Origin of the sequence: Enterobacter cloacae complex sp. IR5428 (genome assembly GCF_049238585.1) — a bacterium.
Lineage (GTDB): Bacteria > Pseudomonadota > Gammaproteobacteria > Enterobacterales > Enterobacteriaceae > Enterobacter > Enterobacter intestinihominis.
Genome location: NZ_JBMKHV010000005.1, coordinates 12,145 through 32,531 on the forward strand (window position 1 = coordinate 12,145; position 20,387 = coordinate 32,531).

The following is a 20,387-nucleotide window of genomic DNA, read 5'->3' on the forward strand; positions in this document are numbered from 1 at the left end:
ATAACGTGAAAAACCATAATAAATATTTCCGCAAGAGCTTTCTTGCAGCAGCTGTTGCGGGTTTTTGCAGTATATCGCATTCAACTGAAGCAATGGAATACACAGGAGCGCAGCCTGAGAATCCTCTGTCAGAAGTGATACCTGACCCCGGGACCGGGGACGTTGAATTTATCAGTGATGTACTGATGTTACAAAACAATCAACCCGTCGATATCAGCCGCTTTTCAAAGCGCGGTTTTCTTTTACCCGGGAAATATTATGCCTCTATTCGGGTAAATGGGAGTGAAGTAGGGAATGAAAATATCGAGATTAAAACCCGGGCGGATAACTCTGGTTATGTCTGTATAACGCCGGAATTACTGAAAGCGATCCCTCTGGCCTGGGAAAGAATCAATGAGACCGACACAGTGCGACAGCCAAATTCTGATGGCTGCACCGAGATCTTATCTGGCATCCCGAATGCCAGGGTCGAATTCGATGCCGGTGAGCAGGTACTGGATATTACGTTGCCGCAAAAATATGTCCATCGCTCTGCGCGTGGTTTCGTGAACCCGGAACTCTGGGATAGCGGTATACCAGCAGCATTTCTCAGCTATGGCCTCAACGCCTGGACAAGTCAGTCCAGTCATTACGATTATAAATCGTTGTTTGCCTCGCTAAATACCGGATTTAATCTTGGTGCATGGTATTTCCGTCATAATGGCTCTTATTCCTGGTCAGATGACGGGAAAAAGGATTATCAGTCTCTGAACTCGTATGCGCAGCGGGATATTCCGTTCATTAAAGGCCGCTTACTTGTCGGCCAGTCTAATACTACAGGCAGGGTTTTTGACTCACTGCCCTTTTCCGGTATGCAAATTGCCAGCGATGAGCGCATGTATCCGGCTTCGCTGCGGGGTTATGCACCTGAAATCAGGGGGATGGCCAGAACGAATGCGAAAGTCACTGTACGCCAGAACAGCGCCATTATTTACGAAACTACCGTGTCCCCGGGTGAATTCCTCATTAACGATCTTTATCCGACGGGGTTTGGTGGCGATCTGGCCGTGACCGTCCGGGAGGCAGATGGCAATGAAAACTTTTTTCTGGTCCCATATACCGCGATGCCCCAGCTCATTAGACCGGGGTCGTACCGCTATTCCTTTACGGCGGGTAAATTACGCCAGCTCAACCTTAGAGATAAACCAGAGTTTTATGAGGCAACCTGGCAGCACGGACTGTCAAATTACCTGACGGGCTATACTGGCTGGCAACAAAGCGATGGTTATTATGCCGCTCAGGCTGGTATGGCATTAGGAACCCAGGCCGGGGCGATTTCTCTGGATATCACCCAGTCGCATGCCTCTTTTGCGGGCAACCCGAATGCTCAGGAATATAGCCATAAAACGTTATCCGGACAGAGCTACAGACTCAGCTATTCAAAATTCATCCCCCGGACGGGCACCAATCTGACGCTGGCAACCTATCGTTTTTCAACGCAGGGCTATTACGATTTGGCAACAGCCATGATGACAAAAGATATGCTGGCGCGTGGTTACGATGAACAGCGTCTGAAACGTTCCAAAAGCCGCTATACCCTGACTGCCAGCCAGTCTCTTCCAGAAGGCCTGGGACAGTTCTACGCAAGTGCGTCATTACAGAATTACTGGAACAGTAAGGATACCGATAAACAGTTCCAGGTCGGTTACAGTAATAGCTGGAATTCAGTTACTTACGGATTAAATGTCAACCGGACATACACCTGGTACGGCAAAAGCGATACCAGCTGGCTTCTGTCCCTCAGCTTCCCTCTCGGTACTGCCGGAGATACAGACGTTCCATCCGCGCGTCTGGAAACAGGGCGCAACAATGATGATTCATGGTCTGAGGCGGCCTCCCTGTCCGGAACTGCCGGCGAAGACAACCAGTACAGCTATGGGGTAACAGCCCGCAATACCAGCGGCGCAACCGGCAGCAGCCTGTATGTTAACGGGCAGTGGCGGACACCATATACCTATCTTAATGCCAGCAGCAGCGTTGGTAATCACTATCAGAGCCAGTCATTTGGTGCGAATGGGTCCGTGATCCTGCATTCCGGTGGCGCAACCCTCAGCCCTTACACCTCAGATACCTGGGCGTTGATTGAAGCCAGAGGAGCCAAAGGCGCCCGGGTTTCCTCGTACCCTGGTATCAGCATTGATAATGCCGGGTATGCAGCGGTGCCTTATCTGAATGCGTATGAACTGAATGAAGTGGCCATCGATCCAAAGGATGCGACGAATAATGTCGGCTTTGATAGCACGTCACGTAAGGTGGCCCCCTACGCCGGTGCTATTGTAAAGGTTAAATATAATACGCAAACAGGGGTCCCCGTACTGATTTCTGCCCGATGGAAAGGAGAACCAGTCCCCTTCGGCGCTGATGTCAGCAGTGAGAAGGGTAATTATATTGCGATCGTCGGCCAGGCCGGGCAGATATTTGTTCGCCTTGAGCCAGGCACTCATATTCTCAAACTGAAGGCCGGTAATCAGGGGGAGTGCAAAATGAAAGTCATCGTTTCCGAAGAAGATTCAGCAATTAATATGAAGAAAGAGGTCCTGGAATGTTATTGAATGCGGTAGGGTTTCTGTCACGCAGTAGCATGAAAATGTTACTCGCTATTTCATTGTTCATCATGGCGCATTTCCCGTCGGTGGCCTTAGCTGCACCTGTTTGTGACGACACGAATATTGGCCACAAGGAGATAGTATTACCTGGAGGTAGTATTTCACCCGGTGTTGACCTATCCTCGTTGACTACTGTGATAGCCTCTTATTACACTATAACTTCAAATTACAATTATCAGTGTTATGTAACTGGTGGAGATATCGCAACTTATACGCTATATGTTTTTCTTGAACCATTGAGTTCATATGGTAGTTCTTATAATTTGAATATAGGGGTTAATCCAGCTTACAGTGTCGTTGCAATGAATGCTCCGGCATTTGGAGTCGGATTCACTAATTCTCTTTCTTCACCACCAGGCATGGCGGTGACTACAGTTCATTATGTAACAATTCACGGCCCCGCTGGATCTTCTATCATTGGTAATGGTTCTGGCATAGGTATGGGGGCATATTATATAGCATTAGTTAACGGTTCCCTCTTACAGCCAGGCGTTTTATTGGGGAGTGACCTGCCCACCTTCGGCATATACGGCATGATTTATAAGAGTGATGGAACACCCTATGACGGAAAGAAAATAACGATGGGGTCTGTATCTTTTAGCGGCTCAGTTAATATTATTCCGTTTACATGCCAGACACCTGATGTGGTCGTGCCGATGGGAAACTATAAAACAACGGATTTCACCGGTGTGGGAAGTACCAGTCAATGGGTGGATTTCAACATTGAATTAGATAACTGTCCGGGGAATTATCCAGGATATTTTCAGGCAAAAAACCAAATGAGTTTATTGATTAATCCCGTTTATGGCAATCCAACCCCTGATTCATTCAGTCTCAAAGCAGGTACTGGCAGCGCAACGGGGATAGACATGCAGATCCGAAAGCAAAATGATACCAGCTTGATAACAATGGGAACAGCTTTTGATCCTCTGGGCCCCGTAACCGGAAATACGGGAGTGACGCAATTACGCATCCCTCTGCAGGCCAGATATATACAGTCAGGCGGGCAGGTGACTCCTGGTTTGGCGGAGTCAGCGCTAACGTTCACAATAAATTATTATTAGTATGATAAATAATAATTTTTCTCTCATCCATTGAAATTAAAGAGTCGATATGACCAGACAGGAATGGCTTTTACAACTCAGGCGGTGTACATCAAAAGATACGTTAGAAAAACTCATAGATAAAAACACCTATTCTCTTTCCAGTGATGAGCTGGAGACATTTAACTCTGCGGTCGATCATCGACTGGCCGAACTGACAATGGGGAAACTTTACGACAAGGTACCTCCGGAAGTGTGGAAATTTGTGAAATAAAATGCGGGCGTGGCAGGTAGCACAGCGCCTGCGTGACGTTAAGTTATGTCAAACCTGACGGCTGGAAGAGGAGTATCCTTCTCGTCGTCAGGTGGGCTGAATGCTCCATGCACGTTAAATTTTATGACGTTATTGGCCATCCGCAGATAATCACTAGAAAGGTAACAGGATGGCTGAGATGATCATATTTTTAGCAATTTTCATGTGTCTATCCCTGATCTCATCGACATTTCCGCGCTAACGTTTCACCAAATCGATTGCTGCTTAAAATTAATGAGATTCAGAAAGGTTTTGTGAAGCGTGTTTTTCTCAAAAAATGACATAAACGGATTAAGTGAGTTTTGTCCGTAGCTATTTAAAAAGAACTCACTTTTCTTTTTCATCAATCCAGGCAATCAGATCGGCGAGCCTCTTCTCAGAAAATACGGCTATACCATGTTTGGAGAGTAGCGATGCAGCGACACCCATTCCTGACTTACGCTGGCCGCTGAATGAACCGTCATAGATAAATTGACTACCGCATGTTGGGCTGTCGTCGGTTAATAGCGCCGCGGTACAATCTGACTCCTGAGCGGTACGAAGCGCTAATCTGGCGGCGAGCTGATATTGTTCAGTGACATCCTGCCCATTAATTTCAATTATTCTGACCTGCGCCAGCAATGTATCTTTAATTTCAGCAGAAATAATTTCAGCCGGAGGACGGGGCACTGATAAACCGGCGGCCAGTTCTGGACAGAAGATCACAAGGCGTCCTTCTTTCTGCCAGCGCTGCAACTGATCTGACATCTGTGCTTTCTCGCTTCCGTCATAACGTACTTTGAGTCCCGTCAGGCATGCACTTACCAGTATTTTATTGATCATCGTTATCTAATATGACGTAACCCGTATAGCTGTATGTTAACACATTACTTGTATATATCTGTCTCTTAGCGGGGGAATGCTGCGCTGTATCTTTAGTCTGATTGAGAAAAAGCATGATCGTAAACGCCGAATGGCGGTATACCCCCAAGGCTATACCGCCAGCGCCATATTATCGCGCCATTAACGCAAACACCCCCCAGCCAAAGTACTCCCGCGAGTACGTCACATGACGTTCAGGCGCTATCGTCAGCTCCGCCCGAACCTCCTGCGCGAAGTCATCTTCTGGGTTTTCCTCCAGCCAGCGACGCATGGTCATCCATTTTGCGGCTTCGTACCTGTCCCAGCCTTCCTGGTCTGCCAGCACCATTTCAACCAGGTCATAGCCCTGTTGATCGAAAGACGCAACCAGACCGGGCAGAGTGAGAAAGTCTGCAATCGACGAGACGCCGCACGCCTGGGCTGTCTCCTCCGTCGCGGGTACCTGACGCCAGTACGGTTCGCCAATGAGCATTATTCCCCCGGGCTTGAGGCTTTTTGCCAGCAGATCCATCGTCCCGGCTACGCCACCCGCAATCCAGGTTGCGCCAACGCAGGCCGCCACGTCACATTTTTCATTCGCGACATAGCCAGCCGCGTCGTTATGAATGAAATGGACGCGTTCGCTGACGCCGAGTTCCTCTGCGCGCCGCGTGGCCTGCGCGGTGAAGAGCGGGCTCATGTCGATGCCGGTACCGGTGATACCGTAATCACGTGCCCAGGTGCAAAGCATCTCTCCCGAGCCGCTGCCAAGATCGAGAATGCGTGTGCCTCGCTTCATGCGTAACACGCGGCCCAGCGTCGCGTACTTCTCTTGCGTAAAGGGGTTATGAATGCGGTGTTCGCTTTCGCTAACAGTAAAAATACGTGGGATATCCATCATCCTCTCCTTAACGGTTATCGGGCTGGGCGCGGACGTTATTCAGCCCCGTAGTGTTAATGCGGTAGGGCTGACCGTTGACGGATTTGATCAGCTTTTTGGTTTTGAGCTTTTTGAAAACGGCGAGCGTGCAGTCAGCCAGCAGTAGCCCTTCGCGGCTATAGCATTCAACGGCGGTGACGCGGCCAGACGCATCGCGGACGTGCACAATACGGCCACCTTTGGCGAGAACGTGTAAGGTACGTTGTTCCTGACGGGATAAATTCATACTGGAAAACCTGTTTAATCATCATGTGCAAAACGTGCAAACACACAGCGGTGTCCGCATTCGATTTCGGCGCATTGATAATCAGTCCGGCCTGGAAAGGTCGGTAAGCTGATTATCGGATGATTACATTCTCCAGCATCAAAGCCTCGGGTTGAGTTGAAAGGTATTTACGGGGTGAATGATAACACCTGATTTTTATAAGTGAATACCCAGGGGTGAAAAACGTGATCACGGTTGGCATCGGGTTGAGGAGAGGGAATCATTCCAGGCCGCTCTTAATTTTGCTGTCGACCTGAGGCTGTGGTTTGCTGAAAAGATATCCCTGCACAAGCTCGCAACCCAGAGCCTGAAGCCGCTCAAGCTGCTCTTCGGTCTCAACGCCCTCGGCTATAACGCCCATATTAAGGCTCTTAGCCATACCGGTAATAAGCTTCACAATATTAAGCGCATCTTCTTGTGTAGATATCGGATTGACAAAAGATTTATCGATCTTGATTTTATCAAAATTCAGTTCGCTGAGTCTGGAGAGCGACGAATAACCCGTGCCAAAATCATCAATGGAAATTCTTACGCCCAGTGCGCGGAGTTTTTTCAGAATCGCAATGGGGTTATTTCTGTCACTAAAGAGGGATGACTCCGTGACCTCTAACTCAAGACGGTTAGCCGGGAGCCCGGTCTCAGCCAGAACGGTCTGCACCGTATTAATAAATGATTTGCTGCCTAATTGAACAGGCGAGACGTTTACGGAGATCCTGGCCGGAACAGCCCAGGAGACCGCTTCCCTGCAGGCCAGTTTAAGTACGGTTTTACCTATCTCGTTGATCATGCCTGTTTTTTCTGCGGCGAAAATAAAGCTATCCGGGGAAAGCATTCCCTTGACGGGGTGCATCCAGCGAATAAGCGCTTCATAGCCGTAAATTTCCTTGCTGACGGAATTCACAATAGGCTGGTAATAAACAATAAACTCATTGTTTTCTATCGCCCTTGCCATATCATTTTCAAGCGTTCTGCTCTCCTGCAACTTCTGAAGCATTCGCTGACGGAAAACTTTAATCTGCTGTGAGCCTGTCTTTTTGGCTTCATAAAGCGCCAGATCGGCGAACTTATAAAGATAATCAGCACGTCGTTCATTATCTGATAAAACAATACCCACGCAGGTGGCAATTTTTATGAGCTGGTTATTAATCGTATAGGGTTTACTGATATTCTCGCTGATCTCTCTAGCGCGCAAAACGGCTTCGCTTTCGTTTAACCCACTGGCTAAAAAAGCAAACTCGTCTCCGCCTAAACGGTAAAATCTGTCTGAAATATTGCTCATGGCGGTCAATCGCCTGGATACCTGACGTAACAGTAAATCGCCAGCATCATGACCATAGGTATCGTTGACCTCTTTGAATCGGTCTAAATCAAATAACATTACCGTAACGGGAACATGATTTTCTTCGGCCTCAAGATTGAGTTTGCTGAGCTCATCCCAGAAGTACAGACGGTTTTTCATGCCAGTGAGGGAATCATGGTAAACGTCATACTCTAGTTTTGAATTCTGAATCTGTAGGGTCTCCTTGGATAACTGGAGTTCTTCTGCAAGACTTTCAACCTGCCTGTGCGCTTTAAGGATGTTTTTATTTTGATAGATCGTTAAAAAACCCAGGATAATACTCAGAATGATCAGCAGTAAAGAGAGGGCTGAGTAAATATAATACAGGATCTGTATTTTATGGTTGCTACTGTTAATTGTGCTAATGTCTTTCGTTAACGCGCTTGATGAAAGCTGACTGAGTGGAGCATCCAGCAAATGCATGGTATGAAGGTATGTTTTTACATCCGAATGGCTCATTTTTTCGAGGTTAGCATCCAGATACGTAAGGATTTTATCAAGGCTTAACGCGAGGTCATGATGTGCCTGAACGTTTTTAATGTAATGCCCTAAATCCCCCTCCTTAAACAGATCATTCTGGCTTAGCATAATTTCCAGCCGCATCCGGACCTGGTCTATCGTAACGTCATCGGAATCGGTTGCGTACAGACCAAGCCATGATTCAAAGCGGTAATATTCGGATACCAGTTGGGCGACAGACCATGACTCCGTGTAATGAGTCAGTTTTTGGAGCTCCTGCTGTCGATCGTAAACAAGAAAAGCAATATATCCAGTCGTGATAAAAAGAGAAAAAATGATACCAACCAGTATCCTGTTCATTATGTTCTCCTGAACTGCTATTCAATCTTCATTTTGCTGACCTGCCATGCCGATCGCGAATAATATATCTGATTATTTAATTCAGGAAGACTGTCGTAGGGATATACAATGAATGCCGGCCCTTTATCTCGGATGCGCATATATTCACCATTAACCTTCAAAGCGAGTATGGCATTATATTTTTTAAAGTCGCTGAGCGGGATGGCTGTCGCGTAATCATTAAGCGCTATAACATTGACCACGTTACCCTTTGCGCCAATATAATCCATGAGTTTGCTCATTGGAACACCCTCAAACTTTGTGCGGCCATTATACCAGGGGGATGATGTCTGGAAGCTCACCATACCGAGTTTTTCAAGGCTGGCGATATCAAACACGGCTTTTCCACTTTCATTCGTGTTCTCGATATTACCGTAAATCGTTAAAATGGGTTTACCAGCAGGTTTTGGCAACTCACCAGCCAGGGTGACGCTTTGCACTAAAAAGCAGCACAGCATTAGGATTAATCGCATTTCAGCCTCCACGTTTTAACATAAGTATAAGAATTATAATTTAGTTATCCTACTAGTTTATATATTTTATCTCTCCCCACGTTTATCCATCATAATCAGGATGTAAAAACGCCGTCAGTCGGCAGCCACCCGAGCGATGCTTAACCTTCTTACCGCAGACGCATGACAAGGAACCGTCCATCATGAAAAAAGATAGCTATGCCTTTTTAATTCCACTCATCGTTGGCGGGTTAGCGTTGATATTTGGCTTTGTTGTCTGGTCAATCGAGATTTATCGCGTGACATTTCTTACGGCCCTGGGGGAACAGTATCTTGCGGCTGTCACATTGCTGCTGCCGCTGGTGGCGATGGTGATGTTCGCCGCGAAGAGGGCGTTTAAAGACAAAACCCTTGTTGACGTTGTCAAACTTTACCTCGGCCTCATCATCTTCAGCCTGCCGGTTGCCATTTTCGTCATCTTTACCGCGGCCTGGCTACTGAACGGAGAATACTCTGCCTGGAGCCAACCTTACCGGTATGAATCCGGCAGCAGAAATAGCTGTTCGGGGGCGGAAGTCTATGAGCCGGAACTCAAGAGAGAGATCCGCATCTGTTATCCTCAGGGATATTATTTAATCGATGGCACCCTGTACGTGGAAAAGCGGAGTAATTTGCTGGGTATGGTGGTGCTTTGGGCGATCGCGCGATCCTGAACCTGAGGCTCGAATAACCCCTTTAGCCCGCCTCCAGCATCCCAAAGCTGACAATCCGCGAGCGGCCCAGCTCTTTCGCCCGGTACAACGCGACGTCCGCCGCGCGCAGCAGATTATCGCTCTGGGCGTGCTGCGGATAGCTGGCGATCCCGATCGACACATCCACCGGGCCAATCTCCGAAAGCCCGTAGCGCAGCGAAAGCGCATGCACGCCGTTGTAGATCTCCGTTGCAGCGGCGTGCGCTGCTTCCTCATCTGCACCGGTAAGAAGCACCAAAAACTCTTCACCCCCATAGCGGAAGGCCAGCCCGCTATCGTGTACCGCCCGTTGAATAATGGCTGCCACGCTTTTAATCACCAGATCGCCGGCCTCATGACCAAAGCGGTCATTAATGCTCTTGAAGTGATCGATATCGATCATCAGGCAGCTTACCGGCTCCTCGTTACGCACCGCCTGCTTCATTTGAGTACGTAACGTATCTTCCAGATGGTGGCGGTTACGCAGCCCCGTCAAGGGATCGAACAGGGCTTTTTCCAGCAGCGCATCGCGCAGCCGCTGGTTGGCCAGCGCCAGTCCCAGCGCCTCGGCCATCAGTTCCAGATAGGCGCGGGACGGCGCGGTTTCAGGCGTGATGTTCTGGAATGAGAGCAATCCAATCGCCTCGCCCTGAGCAATCAGGGGAACGCACAGCGATTGCTGCGCCTGTGATTCGGGCAGATGATAACAGCCGATATCCGGCTCGCCGTTCACTGGCGGATGGCTTTGACCACGCCGGACGGCCCAGCATTCGTCAGGATGGAACGGCTTTTTATCCCCTTCTGGCGATAGCCATTCGGCCGTACAGCGCATCTGCCACGGCTCGCGTTCCAGAATATACAGGCGCCCTGAAACCCCCGGCGCAATATTGGGTGCAAACAGCTCCGCCACATTCATCACGTCGGCAAAGTTTTCACAGCCCTGCAACCGCTGGGTCATTCGCGCCAGCAGTTCGCGGATGGCCCAGTCAGCATCGCGCTCTTTTTCCAGCCGCTGCCTTGCCAGCCCGTTCTCACGGAAGATGCGGATGGCCTGCGCCATATCACCGATTTCATCAACCTGGGTAAAGTTCGGCGTTTCGACGGCGTAATCCTGCGATGCAAGACGATGAACTACGTCACTCAGACGCACCACCGGACGGAGTACGCGGCGCTTGAGGATGAAAACCATCACAAACAGGAAGAGCAGGGCGGTCAGGCCGACCATCACCTCAGAGGCCGTTCGAAGCGTTTTGGACGTTTTGGTTGCGGCCTGCACGTCGGCAATAATGCGCTTGTCCAGCAGCATGCGAAAGCGTTCGATAGTGTTGTGTGCCCGTTCGAGTTCCAGCTCATAGCTCTTACCAAACAGCAGCGAAACGGCCTGCTGTTCCTCGCCACGGGCGATACCGTCAATGGCTGCCTGCTGTTCATCCTGTAGATCGTCTACAATTTTCAGTCCGTCGTACAGCAGCGCCAGCTCTTCGCCCGATGCCCCCGTATTTTTGAGCTGTCGCAGCGTGTGTTCGATATTCTTCAGCTCGGCTTCTTTCGCCTGATATTTCTCAAGCACCTCGGGCTCTTTTTGGATGACGTAAAGCCGCGCCAGATCGGAGAGCATCCAGGTGTCTGTCTCGATCTCCTCCGTCAGCTGATCGAAGACCTGGCGTTGTTTAACGGCTTCACGTTCGATGTTATCGGCGTGGGAAGCCATCAGCATGACGATGCCGGAGGCAATGGTCAGGCACACCGTGACACCATAAGCCCAGTTCGTGATCGTGGCGATTCGCACCTGTTGGATCCTTCTACGACAAATGTGGAAGAGCGTTCATTTCAGATTATAGAAAACCTCTGATTTATCGCGAAAAAAAAGGCGGCACAGGGCCGCCTCACAGAACGCGTTTCTTTATAGATCCGGAGAATTTCTCCCCTCTTCGATAAAGTCTGCGTCCAGCTCCTCGGCGTTGCCTGCGTGGTCGCGGCCGGAGAAGAGGTTCCAGCAGGCGATAAACAGAGCGGCAATCAGCGGCCCAATCACAAAGCCGTTAATGCCATACAGCTCCATACCGCCGAGCGTGGTGATCAGTATCAGGTAGTCCGGCATTTTGGTGTCTTTGCCCACCAGCAGCGGACGCAACAGGTTGTCCACCAGCCCGACGATAATGACGAAGAAGCCCACAATGAACAGACCCTGCCACAGCTGGTGAGTGGCAAACAGGAAGATGGCGGCGGGAACCCAGACGATGGCCGACCCAACGGCAGGCACCAGGGAGAGAAATGCCATCAGTGCGCCCCACAATACGCTGCCGTCAATACCGACAATAGCAAAGGCGATACCACCGAGCGTGCCCTGAACCACCGCCACGACCGCCGTGCCTTTTACCGTGGCGCGCGACACGCCGACAAACTTAGCGAACAGGTGCTGTTTGACGAAGTCAGACAGCGGCAGCGAGTCGAGGATCTGGCGCACCAGATACGGCCCGTCTTTCAGCAAGAAAAACAGCAGATACAGCATAATGCCAAAGCTGATGGCAAAGCCGAACGTCCCTTTCCCAATCAGGAACGCGCTGCCCGCCAGATACTGCCCGCCCTGTAACGCGACATCGGAGAGTTTTTTCTGGATCTGCGCGGCGTTGGTCAGGTTGTGATCCGCCAGGAAGCCGCTGGCCCAGTCCGGCAGGCGGTTGAAGATACCGGCGATCACTTCCGGGAACTGCGTGTTGTTCTGTTGCAGCCTGGTGTAGACCATGTTCAGTTCCACCGCGAGCGAGGAAAGGATCACCATCAACGGAATAAACACGATCAGGCAGATAATGCCGAGTGTGAGGAGTGAAGCCAGCCCGTTACGATCGCCCAGCGCGGTACGCAGTTTGTTTTTCACCGGGTTGAAAATGATGGTCAGGATCGCGGCCCACAGAATCGCCGAGAAATAGGGAGAAAGCACGTCAAAGAAGGCCCAGGTTACAAGGGCCAGGATGAGAATAAAGAAACCTTTGGTCAGTCCGTTAAATCGCATAGTGAGTCCTGGTGAAGAAGAAACTGTGTCGACTATAGAACTGATTTAAGGATTTACCAATAATTGCGCCGAAGTCGCGCCGGGTGGCTTTTTGTTAACAATCGCGGTATAACACTCCTTCTTTGGATGTTTAGATGTCCATACGTTTAGAAGGTAACATGCAAACACAACAAGAAAACGGGCAACTTAAGCGCACCATGAAAACCCGCCACCTGATTATGCTCTCGCTGGGTGGCGTTATCGGCACAGGGTTATTCTTCAATACCGGATATATCATCTCGACAACCGGCGCGGCGGGCACGCTGCTGGCATATCTTATCGGTGCGCTGGTGGTCTGGCTGGTCATGCAATGTCTGGGCGAACTTTCCGTGGCGATGCCGGAAACCGGCGCGTTTCACGTCTATGCCGCCCGCTATCTCGGTCCGGCGACGGGGTATACCGTGGCGTGGCTCTACTGGCTTACGTGGACAGTGGCGCTGGGATCGAGCTTTACCGCGGCCGGGTTCTGCATGCAGTACTGGTTCCCACAGGTTCCCGTCTGGACGTGGTGCGTTGTCTTTTGCGCTGTGATTTTTGGTCTTAACGTGATTTCCACGCGCTTTTTCGCGGAAGGGGAATTCTGGTTCTCGCTGGTCAAGGTTATCACCATCGTCGCCTTTATTATTCTCGGCGGCGCGGCCATCTTTGGCTTTATCCCGATGGCGGACGGCTCTGCCGCGCCGGGACTAAGCAACATTACCGCCGAAGGCTGGTTCCCGCACGGCGGTCTGCCGATCCTGATGACCATGGTGGCGGTCAACTTTGCCTTCTCAGGTACAGAGCTTATCGGCATCGCGGCAGGGGAAACGGAAAACCCACACAAGGTTATTCCGGTTGCTATTCGCACCACCATCGCCCGGCTCATCATCTTCTTTATTGGCACCGTGTTTGTGCTGGCGGCGCTGATCCCCATGCAGCAGGCTGGCGTGGAGAAAAGTCCGTTTGTGCTGGTGTTTGAAAAGGTCGGCATTCCGTATGCGGCGGATATCTTTAACTTCGTGATCCTGACGGCGATCCTCTCGGCGGCGAACTCGGGTCTGTACGCCTCTGGCCGTATGCTGTGGTCTCTGTCTAACGAGAAAACGCTGCCGCGCTGCTTTGCCCGCGTCAACAAAAACGGCGTGCCGCTGACGGCGCTTTCTGTTTCCATGCTGGGCGGCGTGCTGGCGCTGTTCTCCAGCGTGGTCGCGCCGGATACGGTGTTTGTGGCCCTGTCAGCCATTTCCGGTTTTGCGGTGGTGGCGGTGTGGATTAGCATTTGCGCGTCGCACTTCGTGTTTCGTCGCCGTCACGTGCAGTCCGGCCAGCCGCTATCCGCGTTGCAGTATCGCGCGCCATGGTATCCGCTGGTGCCCGTGCTTGGCTTTATCCTCTGTCTGGTGGCCTGCGTCGGCCTGTGGTTTGACCCCAGCCAGCGTATTGCCCTTTATTGCGGGCTTCCGTTTGTCGCCCTGTGTTATGGTGCGTACTACCTGACCCGAAATCTGACCACGCAGGAGCCTGAACATGTCGCAGAATAATCCGCTTACCGCCCTCCTTGAAAAACAGCCGTTTGTCGTGCTGGATGGGGCGATGGCAACGGAGCTGGAAGCGCGCGGTTGTAACCTTGCCGACAGTCTCTGGTCGGCCAAAGTGCTGATGGAAAATCCGGAGCTGATCCGCGACGTACACCTCGACTACTACCGCGCGGGGGCACAGGTGGCGATCACCGCCAGCTATCAGGCGACACCCGCAGGCTTTGCCGCTCGCGGGCTGGACGAGTCGCAATCCCGGACGCTGATCGGCAAAAGCGTAGAGCTGGCACGCAAAGCGCGCGAAGCGTACCTGGCTGAGAACTCAAATGCAGGCACTTTGCTGGTGGCGGGATCTGTGGGCCCTTACGGCGCGTATCTGGCCGATGGTTCCGAGTATCGCGGCGATTATGTGCGTAGCGCTGAAGAATTTACCGCCTTCCACCGCCCGCGTGTAGAGGCGCTGTTGGATGCGGGCGCGGACCTCCTGGCCTGTGAAACGCTGCCTTCGTTCACTGAGATTAAGGCGCTGGCGGCGTTGCTGACGGCATATCCGCGCGCCCGGGCATGGTTCTCATTTACCCTGCGTGACAGTGAGCACCTGAGCGACGGAACGCCGCTGCGGGATGTTGTTTCTGCGCTGGAAAGCTACCCGCAGGTTGTCGCGCTGGGGATTAACTGTATCGCGCTGGAAAACACCACGGCGGCGCTGACGCATCTGCACAGCCTGACGTCGCTGCCCCTGGTGGTCTATCCGAACTCCGGCGAGCATTACGATGCGGTGAGTAAAACCTGGCATCACCACGGTGAAACGTGCGAGACGCTGGCGGGGTATTTACCGCAGTGGCTGGAAGCAGGCGCGAAGCTGATTGGCGGCTGCTGTCGGACCACGCCGCAGGATATTGCTGCGCTGACGGTTCAGCGCTGAGGCCTTTGCCGGGTGGCGGCTGCGCCTTACCCGGCCTACAAATTGCACGAACCGTAGGCCGGGTAAGCGTAGCGCCACCCTGCGAAACAACCGCACAAAATTCACTATCCTTTCCCGCTTTTTTTCTAAAAACGAATCGTCATTAGCGATTCTTTTTTATTCCTTTATCAAAATTCTCGCGCCGGAAATACTGCCCTTATAACAACAAGGGGAGCAGACGGTATGGCAATTTCATCGCGAATCACGTTACTTGGTGCACTGGCGCTGTGGGCATTTCAGGCGCAGGCGGTGGACGTCACCGTCGCGTATCAGACTTCCGCGGAACCGGCGAAAGTCGCGCAGGCGGATAACACCTTCGCCAAAGCGAGCGGGGCGAACGTCAACTGGCGCAAGTTCGACAGCGGCGCGGCAATTGTGCGGGCGTTAGCCTCGGGCGACGTGCAGATTGGCAACCTGGGTTCCAGCCCGCTGGCGGTGGCCGCCAGCCAGCAGGTGCCGATTGAAGTCTTCCTGCTGGCGTCGCAGCTCGGAAATTCCGAAGCGCTGGTGGTGAAGAAAAGCATCACGAAACCCGAAGATTTGATTGGCAAACGCATCGCGGTGCCGTTTATCTCCACCACGCATTACAGCCTGCTGGCAGCGCTGAAACACTGGGGCATTAAGCCGGGCCAGGTGCAGATCATCAACCTGCAACCTCCAGCGATTATTGCCGCCTGGCAGCGTGGCGACATTGACGGAGCATACGTCTGGGCGCCCGCCGTCAACGAGCTGGAAAAAGACGGCACCGTGCTGACCGACTCCGAAAAAGTGGGGCAATGGGGGGCGCCAACACTTGATGTCTGGGTCGTTCGTAAGGACTTTGCCGAAAAACACCCTGAAGTGGTGAAAGCCTTCGCCAAAAGCGCCATCGAGGCCCAGCAGCCTTACATCAGCAACCCGGATGAATGGCTGAAACAGCCCGCCAACCTGGAGAAACTCTCACGTCTGAGCGGCGTGCCGGAAGCTGACGTGCCGGGGCTGGTGAAAGGCAACACCTATCTGACACCTGCGCAGCAGGTCCAGCAGCTGAACGGGCCGGTGAGCAAAGCGATTGTCGACACTGCGACGTTCCTGAAAGAGCAGGGCAAAGTGCCTGCGGTGGCAGCGGATTACAGCCGGTTCGTGACCGACCGCTTTGTGAAATAAGGGGGCTGCGATGCTGAACATTACAAACCTGTCTGCCGATTACGGCGGCAAACCCGCCCTGAAAGAGATCAACCTGACGCTGGACAGCGGTGAACTGCTGGTCGTACTGGGGCCGTCCGGCTGCGGGAAAACGACGCTGCTGAACCTGATCGCCGGGTTTGTACCGTATCAGCACGGCACGATCCAACTCGAAGGAAAACGGGTAACGGGGCCGGGCGCAGAGCGCGGCGTGGTCTTCCAGAACGAAGGGCTACTTCCGTGGCGAAACGTGCAGGAAAACGTTGCGTTTGGTCTGCAACTGGCCGGCGTAGCGCGTGAACAGCGTCTGAATACGGCGCGCGACATGTTGAAAAAGGTCGGGCTGGAGGGGGCTGAAAAACGCTTTATCTGGCAGCTTTCAGGCGGGCAGCGTCAGCGCGTCGGGATTGCCCGTGCGCTGGCGGCTAACCCTCAGCTGCTGTTGCTGGACGAACCTTTCGGGGCGCTGGATGCCTTTACCCGTGAGCAGATGCAAACCCTGCTGCTGCGCCTGTGGCACGAAACCGGCAAGCAGGTGCTGTTAATCACCCACGATATCGAAGAGGCCGTGTTTATGGCGACGGAGCTGGTGCTGCTCTCACCGGGACCGGGACGCGTGCTGGAGCGTCTGCCGCTTGAGTTTGCCCGGCGCTATGTGGCGGGAGAGCCAGTACGCAGCATTAAATCAGACCCGCTATTTATCGAAAAACGGGAATACATCCTGAGCCGTGTGTTTGAACAGCGGGAGGCGTTCTCATGAGCATTGTCTTCAGTGAAAAAACGCGGCGGACGCGCCGTGCCTTACGCTGGCCGTTCTCTCGCCAGCTCACCTTAAGCGTCAGCACGCTGGTGGTGTTGCTGGCGGTATGGTGGGCGGTTGCCGCGCAGCAGTGGATCAGCCCGCTGTTTCTGCCCCCGCCAGGCCAGGTTCTGGAAAAACTGATCGCCATCGCCGGACCGCAGGGCTTTATGGATGCCACCCTCTGGCAGCATTTAGGCGCCAGTCTGACGCGTATTCTGGTGGCGCTGCTGGCGGCGGTCATTATTGGCGTTCCGGTGGGGATTGCGATGGGACTGAGCCCGACGGTGCGCGGCATTCTCGACCCGCTGATAGAGCTTTACCGTCCCGTACCGCCGCTGGCTTATCTGCCCCTGATGTTGATCTGGTTTGGCATCGGCGAGACGTCAAAGATCTTACTGATATATCTGGCTATTTTTGCGCCGGTAGCAATGTCGGCTCTGGCTGGCGTAAAGAGTGCGCAGCAGGTACGCATACGTGCGGCGCAGTCGCTCGGCGCCAGCCGCGCGCAGGTACTGCTGTTCGTCATTTTACCAGGTGCGCTGCCGGAGATATTGACCGGGTTGCGCATCGGCCTTGGGGTGGGCTGGTCAACGCTGGTGGCGGCAGAGCTGATTGCCGCCACGCGCGGCCTTGGGTTTATGGTGCAGTCGGCGGGAGAGTTCCTGGCGACTGACGTGGTACTGGCAGGGATCGCGGTCATCGCCGCGATCGCCTTTGGATTAGAACTGGGACTGCGCACGCTACAGCGTCGCCTGACGCCCTGGCATGGAGAAATACAATGAGTGAACGTCTGACGATTATCCCGTTGGGGCCGTACATTGGCGCGCAGGTGTCGGGCCTGGACGTAACCCGCCCGCTGAGCGATAACCAGTTTGAGCAGCTGTACCACGCGGTGCTGCGCCATCAGGTGGTGTTCCTGCGCGAGCAGGCCATCACCCCGCAACAGCAGCGCGCGCTGGCCCTGCGTTTTGGCGACCTGCATATCCACCCGGTCTACCCGCATGCGGAAGGGGTGGAGGAAATTATCGTGCTGGACACTCATAACGATAACCCGCCCGATAATGACAACTGGCATACGGATGTTACCTTTATCGACACACCGCCAGCCGGGGCGATTCTGGCAGCAAAACTACTGCCAGAGACCGGCGGCGATACGCTGTGGGCGAGCGGCATTGCGGCGTTTGAGGCGCTCTCCGCGCCGTTCCAGACCTTGCTAAGTGGCCTGCGGGCGGAGCATGATTTTAAAAAATCGTTCCAGGAGTATAAGTACCGTAAAACGGAAGAGGAGCACCAGCGCTGGCTGGATGCGGTCGCAAAACATCCGCCGCTGTTGCACCCGGTGGTGCGTACCCATCCGGTGACCGGCAAGCAGGCGCTGTTTGTGAACGAAGGGTTTACCTCGCGCATTGTGGACGTAACGGAAAAAGAGAGCGAGGCGCTGCTCAGCTTCCTGTTTGCGCATATCACGAAACCGGAGTTTCAGGTGCGCTGGCGCTGGCAGGAGAACGATCTGGCGATCTGGGATAACCGCGTCACGCAGCATTACGCCAATGCGGATTACCTGCCGCAGCGAAGGATTATGCAGCGGGCGACGATTTTGGGGGATAAGCCGTTCTACCGTGCGGTTTGAGCCCCCCACCCTAACCCTCTCCCCAAAGGGGCGAGGGGACTGACCGGTGCGGTTTTCACCCTCTCCCTTTTAGGGAGAGGGCAGGGGTGAGGGTATTAAGTGCGCCTCTATATACCGCTGATAGCGGTTCGCCTTCAGATAACACAGATCCACCAGCACCAGCCCGTCAATACAGTTATTGAACGCCGGATCGCTGCCGAAATCGATAAACTGCACGCCGCCTGGCTCGCATAGCTCGGAATATTGTTTATAAAGCGGCGGAATACCGCAGCCCAGATTGCCGAGCAGGGATTTGAGCTTTGTCAGGTCATCCACGTAATCCACCCCGCTAAATTGCGCCAGCACGTCCGGGAGTGACGCCGGGTAGGGTTGACGCGAGGCGGCTAACGGGTGGCTGGCCGGAAACCAGAGACGATAAAACGCGACCAGCAGATCCCGGGCGGCAGGCGGTAAGCCGCCGGAGATGGATACCGGACCAAACAGGTAACGGTAATGTGGATAGCGCGCCAGATAGGCGCCAATGCCTGACCACAGGTAGTCCAGACCGCGACGTCCCCAGTAGCGCGGCTGTATAAAGCTGCGCCCCAGCTCAATGCCGTGCTCCAGTATGTCCTGCATTTTTTCGTCGTAGTGGAACAGGCTGTAACTGTACAATCCCTCGACGCCGCACTTTTCCACCTGCATGGCCGTTGGCATAAAGCGGTACGCGCCGACAATCTCGAGGTCATCATCATCCCACAGAATAAGGTGCAGATAGTCATCATCGTAGCTGTCGGTATCCCGGCGCTTTCCGCTGCCTTCCTCCACGGCGCGAAAGGCAATCTCGCGCAGTCGCCCCAGCTCGCGCAGCAGAGGCGCCTCTTCCTGCCCGTTGCGCTGCCACAAATAGATGGTTTTACCATCGCTGGTTTTGCCCAGACATTCGGCCTGTGCCAGCTCCCGCTTCAGCGTGGCCCTGTCTTCCGGGCGGGCAATGGCGCACTGGGTTTTAAAGACGCCAGGCAATCCCTTGCCAAGTCGTATCACGTGCTGACGGCACTGCTCGGCCATCTCACGCGATGAAAGGGTAGAGCTAAACCGATCATTCCAGGTAATCTGCTGGCCGATTTTAATCGGCAGCTGGCTGTGACGGCGGCGAAACATCTGTTGCATCAGCAGCAGCAGGGATACCGTCGGCGATACCAGGGTGCTGGCATAAAACAGCAGGCTGTTGTGGGCCTGAATATGTACCGGTAGCAGCGGTACCCGTAGTTTGCTGGCCAGCTTGATAAAGCCCGGATGCCACTTTTTATCGCGGATGCCTTTACGCGTTGGGCGGGAGACTTCGCCCGCCGGGAAGAAGATCAGCACGCCGGCGTTTTGCAGGTGCTGCTCCATCTGCACCAGAGATGCTTTTGCGGTTCTGCCGCCCATATTGTCCACGGGGATAAACAACGAGCTGAGGGGCTCAAGGTGAGACAGCATCCGGTTGGTGACAACCTTGACGTCCCGGCGCACGCGCGAAACGGCGTACAGTAGCGCCAGCCCATCCAGGGTGCCCGTCGGGTGGTTCGCTATCACAATGAGTGGGCCGTGTTCGGGGATTTGTTCGAGGTCTCGGGCGGAAATGGTGCAGAGAATATCAAGGTGTTCAAGAACCTGCTCTACCAAATCCAGCCCTTTCAGGTGACGGTGGCTGGCGGCAAACTGCTGAAATTCGTCTTCGTGGAGCAGTCTTTTTAAAAGACTTTTTTGCCAGGGTGCGGGCCTCGCCTGAGGCCAAAGGTCATCAAGAACGCTGTCGAGACTAAACATTGATCACTCCTCCTGCCGTCTTGCCCAGACAGTAGAAGGAG

Annotated in this window: 18 protein-coding genes; 10 read left to right on the forward strand and 8 right to left on the reverse strand. The window is 53.3% G+C overall.

What is annotated here, in order from left to right:
- Positions 1-5: 5 nt before the first annotated feature.
- From ACOTXC_RS08345 to hha, 3 genes are read left to right on the forward strand one after another with little or no spacing between them, the layout of a single operon-like run.
- Positions 6-2,591: a fimbria/pilus outer membrane usher protein gene (locus ACOTXC_RS08345; RefSeq protein ID WP_260472320.1), complete on the forward strand. Its 2,586-nt coding sequence runs from the start codon at positions 6-8 to the stop codon at positions 2,589-2,591.
- A gap of 29 nt (positions 2,592-2,620) precedes the next feature.
- A complete protein-coding gene (locus tag ACOTXC_RS08350; protein ID WP_126490666.1) occupies positions 2,621-3,709 on the forward strand; it encodes a fimbrial protein in 1,089 nt (362 codons plus the stop codon).
- A gap of 49 nt (positions 3,710-3,758) precedes the next feature.
- The gene (gene hha / locus ACOTXC_RS08355) at positions 3,759-3,962 is read left to right on the forward strand and encodes a hemolysin expression modulator Hha (protein WP_038415439.1); all 204 of its coding nucleotides are present in this window, start codon (positions 3,759-3,761) and stop codon (positions 3,960-3,962) included.
- A gap of 366 nt (positions 3,963-4,328) precedes the next feature.
- On the opposite strand, the gene ACOTXC_RS08360 is transcribed toward hha, so the two are convergent.
- The 5 genes from ACOTXC_RS08360 to ACOTXC_RS08380 all read right to left on the reverse strand — a co-directional run bounded on the left by ACOTXC_RS08360 (position 4,329) and on the right by ACOTXC_RS08380 (position 8,716).
- Positions 4,329-4,823, reverse strand: coding sequence for a DUF523 domain-containing protein (locus ACOTXC_RS08360; RefSeq protein ID WP_022647183.1), 495 nt, complete (start codon positions 4,821-4,823; stop codon positions 4,329-4,331).
- Between the two features lie 169 nt (positions 4,824-4,992).
- Positions 4,993-5,739: an SAM-dependent methyltransferase gene (locus ACOTXC_RS08365; RefSeq protein ID WP_022647184.1), complete on the reverse strand. Its 747-nt coding sequence runs from the start codon at positions 5,737-5,739 to the stop codon at positions 4,993-4,995.
- A gap of 10 nt (positions 5,740-5,749) precedes the next feature.
- Positions 5,750-6,007, reverse strand: a complete 258-nt coding sequence (locus ACOTXC_RS08370; protein WP_048966038.1) for a YjhX family toxin — start codon at positions 6,005-6,007, stop codon at positions 5,750-5,752.
- A 259-nt stretch (positions 6,008-6,266) separates the two neighbouring features.
- A complete protein-coding gene (locus ACOTXC_RS08375; protein WP_421767563.1) occupies positions 6,267-8,204 on the reverse strand; it encodes a putative bifunctional diguanylate cyclase/phosphodiesterase in 1,938 nt (645 codons plus the stop codon).
- A gap of 17 nt (positions 8,205-8,221) precedes the next feature.
- Positions 8,222-8,716, reverse strand: a complete 495-nt coding sequence (locus ACOTXC_RS08380; protein ID WP_022647187.1) for a molybdopterin-dependent oxidoreductase — start codon at positions 8,714-8,716, stop codon at positions 8,222-8,224.
- Positions 8,717-8,898: 182 nt separating this feature from the next.
- Here ACOTXC_RS08380 and ACOTXC_RS08385 point away from each other — a divergent pair, with 182 nt between their 5' ends.
- Entirely contained in the window at positions 8,899-9,408 is a 510-nt protein-coding gene (locus tag ACOTXC_RS08385; RefSeq protein WP_157508335.1) for a hypothetical protein, read from the forward strand.
- Positions 9,409-9,430: 22 nt separating this feature from the next.
- Here ACOTXC_RS08385 and ACOTXC_RS08390 read toward each other — a convergent pair whose 3' ends face one another.
- Positions 9,431-11,215 (reverse strand): diguanylate cyclase, encoded by a 1,785-nt coding sequence (locus ACOTXC_RS08390; RefSeq protein ID WP_048966040.1) that lies wholly within the window; start codon positions 11,213-11,215, stop codon positions 9,431-9,433.
- A gap of 114 nt (positions 11,216-11,329) precedes the next feature.
- The gene (locus ACOTXC_RS08395; RefSeq protein ID WP_022647190.1) at positions 11,330-12,439 is read right to left on the reverse strand and encodes an AI-2E family transporter; all 1,110 of its coding nucleotides are present in this window, start codon (positions 12,437-12,439) and stop codon (positions 11,330-11,332) included.
- A gap of 158 nt (positions 12,440-12,597) precedes the next feature.
- Here ACOTXC_RS08395 and mmuP point away from each other — a divergent pair, with 158 nt between their 5' ends.
- The 6 genes from mmuP to tauD all read left to right on the forward strand — a co-directional run bounded on the left by mmuP (position 12,598) and on the right by tauD (position 18,552).
- Positions 12,598-13,998 carry an S-methylmethionine permease gene (gene mmuP, locus ACOTXC_RS08400; protein WP_023305550.1) on the forward strand — a complete coding sequence of 467 codons (1,401 nt, stop codon included), beginning with the start codon at positions 12,598-12,600 and terminating at the stop codon, positions 13,996-13,998.
- A complete protein-coding gene (mmuM, locus tag ACOTXC_RS08405; RefSeq protein ID WP_126490670.1) occupies positions 13,985-14,917 on the forward strand; it encodes a homocysteine S-methyltransferase in 933 nt (310 codons plus the stop codon). The genes mmuP and mmuM overlap by 14 nt, the downstream gene beginning before the upstream one ends.
- A 222-nt stretch (positions 14,918-15,139) precedes the next feature.
- On the forward strand, positions 15,140-16,102 hold the full coding sequence (tauA, locus tag ACOTXC_RS08410) for a taurine ABC transporter substrate-binding protein (protein ID WP_023299413.1): 963 nt from the start codon (positions 15,140-15,142) through the stop codon (positions 16,100-16,102).
- A 10-nt stretch (positions 16,103-16,112) separates the two neighbouring features.
- Positions 16,113-16,880 (forward strand): taurine ABC transporter ATP-binding subunit, encoded by a 768-nt coding sequence (gene tauB, locus ACOTXC_RS08415; protein ID WP_022647194.1) that lies wholly within the window; start codon positions 16,113-16,115, stop codon positions 16,878-16,880.
- Positions 16,877-17,704 carry a taurine ABC transporter permease TauC gene (tauC, locus tag ACOTXC_RS08420; RefSeq protein ID WP_421767564.1) on the forward strand — a complete coding sequence of 276 codons (828 nt, stop codon included), beginning with the start codon at positions 16,877-16,879 and terminating at the stop codon, positions 17,702-17,704. The genes tauB and tauC overlap by 4 nt, the downstream gene beginning before the upstream one ends.
- Positions 17,701-18,552: a taurine dioxygenase gene (gene tauD, locus ACOTXC_RS08425; RefSeq protein WP_023305554.1), complete on the forward strand. Its 852-nt coding sequence runs from the start codon at positions 17,701-17,703 to the stop codon at positions 18,550-18,552. Before tauC ends, tauD begins: the two co-directional genes overlap by 4 nt.
- 69 nt (positions 18,553-18,621) lie before the next feature.
- Here tauD and ACOTXC_RS08430 read toward each other — a convergent pair whose 3' ends face one another.
- Positions 18,622-20,346 (reverse strand): lysophospholipid acyltransferase family protein, encoded by a 1,725-nt coding sequence (locus ACOTXC_RS08430; protein WP_421767565.1) that lies wholly within the window; start codon positions 20,344-20,346, stop codon positions 18,622-18,624.
- Between the last annotated feature and the right edge of the window lie 41 nt (positions 20,347-20,387).

What these genes read in the sequence shown, in the direction of transcription:
- ACOTXC_RS08350 (WP_126490666.1), top strand. Translation starts at nt 2,621, where the DNA reads ATGAAAATGTTACTCGCTATTTCATTGTTCATCATGGCGCATTTCCCG.
- hha (WP_038415439.1), top strand. Translation starts at nt 3,759, where the DNA reads ATGACCAGACAGGAATGGCTTTTACAACTCAGGCGGTGTACATCAAAA.
- ACOTXC_RS08360 (WP_022647183.1), bottom strand. Translation starts at nt 4,823, where the DNA reads ATGATCAATAAAATACTGGTAAGTGCATGCCTGACGGGACTCAAAGTA.
- ACOTXC_RS08365 (WP_022647184.1), bottom strand. Translation starts at nt 5,739, where the DNA reads ATGGATATCCCACGTATTTTTACTGTTAGCGAAAGCGAACACCGCATT.
- ACOTXC_RS08370 (WP_048966038.1), bottom strand. Translation starts at nt 6,007, where the DNA reads ATGAATTTATCCCGTCAGGAACAACGTACCTTACACGTTCTCGCCAAA.
- ACOTXC_RS08375 (WP_421767563.1), bottom strand. Translation starts at nt 8,204, where the DNA reads ATGAACAGGATACTGGTTGGTATCATTTTTTCTCTTTTTATCACGACT.
- ACOTXC_RS08380 (WP_022647187.1), bottom strand. Translation starts at nt 8,716, where the DNA reads ATGCGATTAATCCTAATGCTGTGCTGCTTTTTAGTGCAAAGCGTCACC.
- ACOTXC_RS08385 (WP_157508335.1), top strand. Translation starts at nt 8,899, where the DNA reads ATGAAAAAAGATAGCTATGCCTTTTTAATTCCACTCATCGTTGGCGGG.
- ACOTXC_RS08395 (WP_022647190.1), bottom strand. Translation starts at nt 12,439, where the DNA reads ATGCGATTTAACGGACTGACCAAAGGTTTCTTTATTCTCATCCTGGCC.
- mmuP (WP_023305550.1), top strand. Translation starts at nt 12,598, where the DNA reads ATGCAAACACAACAAGAAAACGGGCAACTTAAGCGCACCATGAAAACC.
- mmuM (WP_126490670.1), top strand. Translation starts at nt 13,985, where the DNA reads ATGTCGCAGAATAATCCGCTTACCGCCCTCCTTGAAAAACAGCCGTTT.
- tauA (WP_023299413.1), top strand. Translation starts at nt 15,140, where the DNA reads ATGGCAATTTCATCGCGAATCACGTTACTTGGTGCACTGGCGCTGTGG.
- tauB (WP_022647194.1), top strand. Translation starts at nt 16,113, where the DNA reads ATGCTGAACATTACAAACCTGTCTGCCGATTACGGCGGCAAACCCGCC.
- tauC (WP_421767564.1), top strand. Translation starts at nt 16,877, where the DNA reads ATGAGCATTGTCTTCAGTGAAAAAACGCGGCGGACGCGCCGTGCCTTA.
- tauD (WP_023305554.1), top strand. Translation starts at nt 17,701, where the DNA reads ATGAGTGAACGTCTGACGATTATCCCGTTGGGGCCGTACATTGGCGCG.
- ACOTXC_RS08430 (WP_421767565.1), bottom strand. Translation starts at nt 20,346, where the DNA reads ATGTTTAGTCTCGACAGCGTTCTTGATGACCTTTGGCCTCAGGCGAGG.